Raw genomic sequence first — 4,781 nt, 5'->3', positions numbered from 1 at the left:
CCCGCCGCGCGGGGCCCCCCGAGACGTCAGCGCTTGCCGGAGGGGCGGCCCTTCGAGCGGGCCTTGCCGACGGGCTGGATGCGCTGGCCGACGACGGCGGCCGCCTCGGCGCCGTCCTCGTCCGCGGTCTGCGGGGCGTCCCCGGCGGCCTCGGCCGCCTTGGCGTCGGCGGCGCGGCGCTGGGCGACCCGCTTGGCCAGGGCGCGCATCTCCGGGGTCTGCTCCTTCAGCTGCGCGAGCAGCGGGGTGGCGACGCAGATCGAGGAGTAGGCACCGGCCGCGAGGCCGATGAACAGCGCCAGCGAGATGTCGTTCAGGGTGCCGGCGCCGAGCAGGCCGCCGCCGATGAACAGCAGCGCCGAGACCGGCAGCAGGGCGACCACGGTGGTGTTGATCGAGCGCACCAGGGTCTGGTTGAGGCCGTGGTTGGCGGCCTCGCTGTAGGTGAGCTTGTTCTGCTTGGCGATGCCCCGGGTGTTCTCCTTCACGGTGTCGAAGACGACGACCGTGTCGTAGAGCGAGTAGCCGAGGATCGTCAGGAAGCCGATCACCGTACCCGGGGTGACCTCGAAACCGACCAGGGCGTAGACGCCGATGGTGATCAGGAGGTCGTGGATCAGCGCGACCAGGGCGGCCAGCGCCATCCGCCACTCGAAGGCGATGGCCATGTAGACGGTGACCAGCACCATGAAGATGACCAGGCCGAGCAGGGCCTTCTGGGAGATCTGCTGACCCCAGGAGGGGCCGATCACCTGGGCGTCGATGTCCTTGGCCTGGACGCCGAGGTCCTTGGACAGCTCCAGCGCGAACGCCGGGCCGCTGACCTTCTCCTCGGAGCTGACCTGGATGCGGATCTTGCCGTCGCCGGTCGTCTGGACCACGGCCGTGGAGTCGCCGGTGATCTTGTTGGCGGCGTCCTGCGCCTGCGAGACCGAGAGGCCCGGCTTCTGCACGGTGTAGACCGAGCCGCCCTTGAACTCGATGCCCAGGTGCAGGCCCATGGCGAGGCCGATTGCCGCCACCACGACGATGATGCCGGAGATCGAGTACCAGATCTTGCGCTTGCCGACGAAGTCGAAGCTGACCTCGCCCTGGTAGAGCCGGTGGCCGATGTTCCTGAGGGACATGGCGTCAGGCCTCCTTGGTGGCCGAGGTGGCGGCGGTACGGCGGCGACCGCCGCGGATCGGCGGCTTGGCACCGAGGCGCTTCGGGTCCAGGCCGGACCACGGGTGGCCGTCCGCGAAGAACTTGCGGCGGGCCAGCAGCGTGATCAGCGGCTTGGTGAACAGGAAGATCACCACGATGTCGAGCAGGGTCGTCAGACCCAGGGTGAAGGCGAAGCCCTGGACCTTGCTGACCGACACGACGTAGAGCACCGCGGCACACAGGAACGACACGAAGTCGGAGACCAGGATGGTGCGGCGGGCGCGCGGCCAGGCGCGCTGGACGGCCGGGCGCAGCGGGGCGCCCTCGCGGACCTCGTCGCGGATCCGTTCGAAGTACACGATGAAGGAGTCCGCCGTGATACCGATCGCCACGATCGCACCGCAGACCGCAGGCAGGTTCAGCGCGAAGCCGATGCCGGCACCGAGCAGGCACATGATCGCGTAGGTCAGACCCGCCGAGACGATCAGACCGGCGATGGAGACCAGGCCGAGGCCGCGGTAGTAGACCAGCGAGTAGATGACCACCAGGGCGAGGCCGATCGCACCGGCGATCAGGCCGGCCTGCAGCTGGTCGCCACCGAGCTGCGGCGAGACGGTGGTGACGTCGCTCATGTCGAAGGTCAGCGGCAGCGCGCCGTAGCTCAGCACGTTGGAGAGGCCGTTGGCCTGCTGCTGGCTGAAGCTGCCGGAGATGGTCGCCGAGCCGCCGGCGATCGACTGGCTGACGTACGGGTGGGAGACCACCTTGCCGTCGAGCACGATGGCGAACTGGTTGGCCGGGGCGGCCTGGGTGGCCAGGGTGCCGGTGGTGCTGGCGAAGGCCTTGGAGCCGGCGTCGTTGAAGGAGAGGTCCACCTGCCAGCCGGCGGCGCGCTGGGTGTCGAAGACGGCCTGCGCCTTGGTCACATCAGCACCGTTCACAGCGACCGGGCCGAGCGCGAACTTGTACCAGACGCCCTGCTCCTTGTCGTAGGAGCAGGCGACCGCGTTCTTCTTCGGGTCGGTCTGGTAGTCCTTCTGCTGACCCGCGTTGGAACAGTCCAGCGAGGCGAACTGCTGCTGCAGCTCGGCCGGGACGGTCCCCTGGGTCAGCGCCGCGGTCAGCTGCTCGGGGGTCAGGCTCTGGGTGGCCGACGGGGCGGCGCTGGCGCTCGGCGCGGCGGCCTTGGAGGCCGAGGCCGACGCGGAGCTGCTCGGATCGGCCTTCAGGGCGTCGCTGACGGCGCGGCCGGCCTTGCTGGCGCTCGCCGAGGCACTGGGCTTGCCGGACGTCGCGGCGGCACCGGAGGAGGTCGCCGAAGGGCTGGCGGCCGAGCTCGGGCTTCCGGAGGGGGCGGCCGAGGAGGTGGGAGCCGTCGGGTTCACCCCGGTCGGGGCGAGGGCCAGCACCGGACGGAAGTAGAGCTTGGCAGTCGTGCCGATCTGCTCGATCGCCGCCTGCTTGTCACCGCCGTTGGGGATGTTCACGACGATGTTGTTGTTGCCCTGGGTCTGGACCTCCGTCTCGGAGACACCCATGCCGTTGACGCGCTTCTGGATGATGCCGACCGCGATGTCCATGTTGGACTTGTTGATCGCGGCCTTGTCGTCCGACTTCGCGGTCAGGGTGACACTGGTGCCACCCGCGAGGTCGATCCCGAGGCGGGGCGTCGTGTGGCCCTTCCAGAACATGAGGGCGACCAGGCCGACGGCCACTGCCAGGATCAGGGCCAGCGCCCGCCCCGGGTAGCCGTCGCGCTGGCGCGACTTGGGTGTTGCCACCTTGCTCGTTTCTCCCTGTCCTTGCCGCCGCGGGCCGCGCCGCCCCGGTCCGGCGCTCGGCGGGACGGGGGACGGTGGCACTGGGCGGCCCTGAGATCATCTGGGCCGGCGGCCGGTTGCCGCCTGGGCCGGGTGAGCCCGACCGTACTACTTGCTCTCGGGGGTCTCGCCATCGGCGGGGGCACTGCCCGAATCGTCCTTCTTCAGGCTGAGGACGCCGGCCTCGGCACCCTCGACCTCGTCCGCGGCGTCCACGGCGTCCGCCTCGACGGCCTCCACGGCCTCGTCGTCCTGCGGGCGGCCGTTGATGATCGCGTCGTACTCCAGCGGCTCCAGCACGGCGGCGATGGCGCCCTTGGTGTAGTGGGTGACCACGCCCGGGGCGATCTCGAGCTCGACGGTCTCCTCGTTGACGGCCTTGACCAGGGCGTACATGCCGCCGATGGTCCGCACGCCGGCGCCCGGCTGGAGCGTCGCCTGCATCGACTGCTGCTGCTGCTGCCGCTTCTTCTGCGAGCGGAACATCAGGAAGATCGCAGCGATCGGGAGGAGGAAGATGATCAGAGTAGACACAGCCAGGGTCCTTTGCGGGCCGCCGCGGCCGGCAGCCTGGTATTCGTCGGCCCGTCGGTCGAGAGGGGCGGTCCGGCGGAGTCTAGGCGACCCGAACTCAGCGGACAACGCCAAGCATGCCAGTGTGCCGCCGAAAGTGGCGACCCTTGGCATGCACTCGTTTTCCGACTCACACGGCCGGGTCCTCCGGGAACAGTCCGGGCTGCGCGACCGTTCGCGGCCCGGCGAGCTGGACGGGCGGGGTCAGGCCGAGGTGCTGCCAGGCCGCGGCGGTGGCGATCCGGCCCCGCGGGGTGCGGGCCAGCAGCCCCTCGCGGACGAGGAAGGGCTCGGCGACCTCCTCCACCGTCTCCGACTCCTCCCCCACTGCGACGGCCAGCGTGGAGAGCCCGACCGGGCCGCCGCCGAAGAGCCGCAGCAGCGCGTCCAGCACCGCGCGGTCGAGCCGGTCCAGGCCGCGGGCGTCCACCTCGTACACGTCCAGGGCCTGGGCGGCGATCTCCCGGGTGACCAGGCCGTCGTGCCTGACCTGGGCGTAGTCGCGGACGCGGCGGAGCAGCCGGTTGGCGATGCGCGGCGTGCCGCGGGAGCGGCCGGCGATCTCGGCGGCGCCGGCCGGGTCGATGTCGACGTCCAGCAGGGCGGCGGAGCGGTGCACCACGCGCTGCAGCTCGGCCGGGGCGTAGAACTCCATGTGCCCGGTGAAGCCGAAGCGGTCGCGCAGCGGCGGGGGCAGCAGGCCGGCCCGGGTGGTGGCGCCGACCAGGGTGAACGGCGGCAGCTCCAGCGGGATGGCGGTGGCGCCCGGGCCCTTGCCGACGATCACGTCGACCCGGAAGTCCTCCATCGCCATGTAGAGCATCTCCTCGGCGGGCCGGGACATCCGGTGGATCTCGTCGAGGAACAGCACCTCGCCCTCGGTGAGCGAGGAGAGGATCGCGGCGAGGTCGCCGGCGTGCTGGATGGCCGGGCCGGAGGTGATCCGGATCGGGGCGCCCAGCTCGGCCGCGATGATCATCGAAAGGGTGGTCTTGCCGAGCCCGGGCGGGCCGCTGAGCAGCACGTGGTCCGGGGCGGTGCCGCGCTGGCGGGCGGCCTGCAGGACGAGCGAGAGCTGCTCGCGGACCCGCTCCTGCCCGATGAACTCGTCGAGCTGCTTGGGGCGCAGGGCCGCCTCGACCGCCGGGGCCTCGCCGTCGGCGGGCGCCCGGTCCCCGCGGGGGGGGGGGGGGGGGTCGGGCGGGCGCCACCGGGCGGGCGCCCACGTCGACAAGGGGTGC

The 4,781-nt window shown here is 71.4% G+C and carries 4 protein-coding genes; all 4 read right to left on the bottom strand.

All coding sequences use genetic code 11. The features are described from left to right. Nucleotides 1-26 precede the first annotated feature (26 nt). On the bottom strand, nucleotides 27-1,127 hold the full coding sequence (gene secF, locus ACFV0G_RS33110; protein ID WP_380555999.1) for a protein translocase subunit SecF: 1,101 nt from the start codon (nucleotides 1,125-1,127) through the stop codon (nucleotides 27-29). Nucleotides 1,128-1,131: 4 nt separating this feature from the next. Beyond that, the gene (secD, locus tag ACFV0G_RS33105) at nucleotides 1,132-2,928 is read right to left on the bottom strand and encodes a protein translocase subunit SecD (RefSeq protein WP_380555997.1); all 1,797 of its coding nucleotides are present in this window, start codon (nucleotides 2,926-2,928) and stop codon (nucleotides 1,132-1,134) included. Between the two features lie 147 nt (nucleotides 2,929-3,075). Beyond that, on the bottom strand, nucleotides 3,076-3,501 hold the full coding sequence (yajC, locus tag ACFV0G_RS33100; RefSeq protein ID WP_380555995.1) for a preprotein translocase subunit YajC: 426 nt from the start codon (nucleotides 3,499-3,501) through the stop codon (nucleotides 3,076-3,078). Between the two features lie 169 nt (nucleotides 3,502-3,670). Next, entirely contained in the window at nucleotides 3,671-4,774 is a 1,104-nt protein-coding gene (gene ruvB / locus ACFV0G_RS33095; protein WP_380556001.1) for a Holliday junction branch migration DNA helicase RuvB, read from the bottom strand. Between the last annotated feature and the right edge of the window lie 7 nt (nucleotides 4,775-4,781).

This window comes from Kitasatospora sp. NPDC059571, assembly GCF_042735675.1.
GTDB lineage: Bacteria > Actinomycetota > Actinomycetes > Streptomycetales > Streptomycetaceae > Kitasatospora.
The sequence above is the reverse complement of the archived record's forward strand: the minus strand, read 5'-3'. Positions and strand labels throughout refer to the sequence as shown.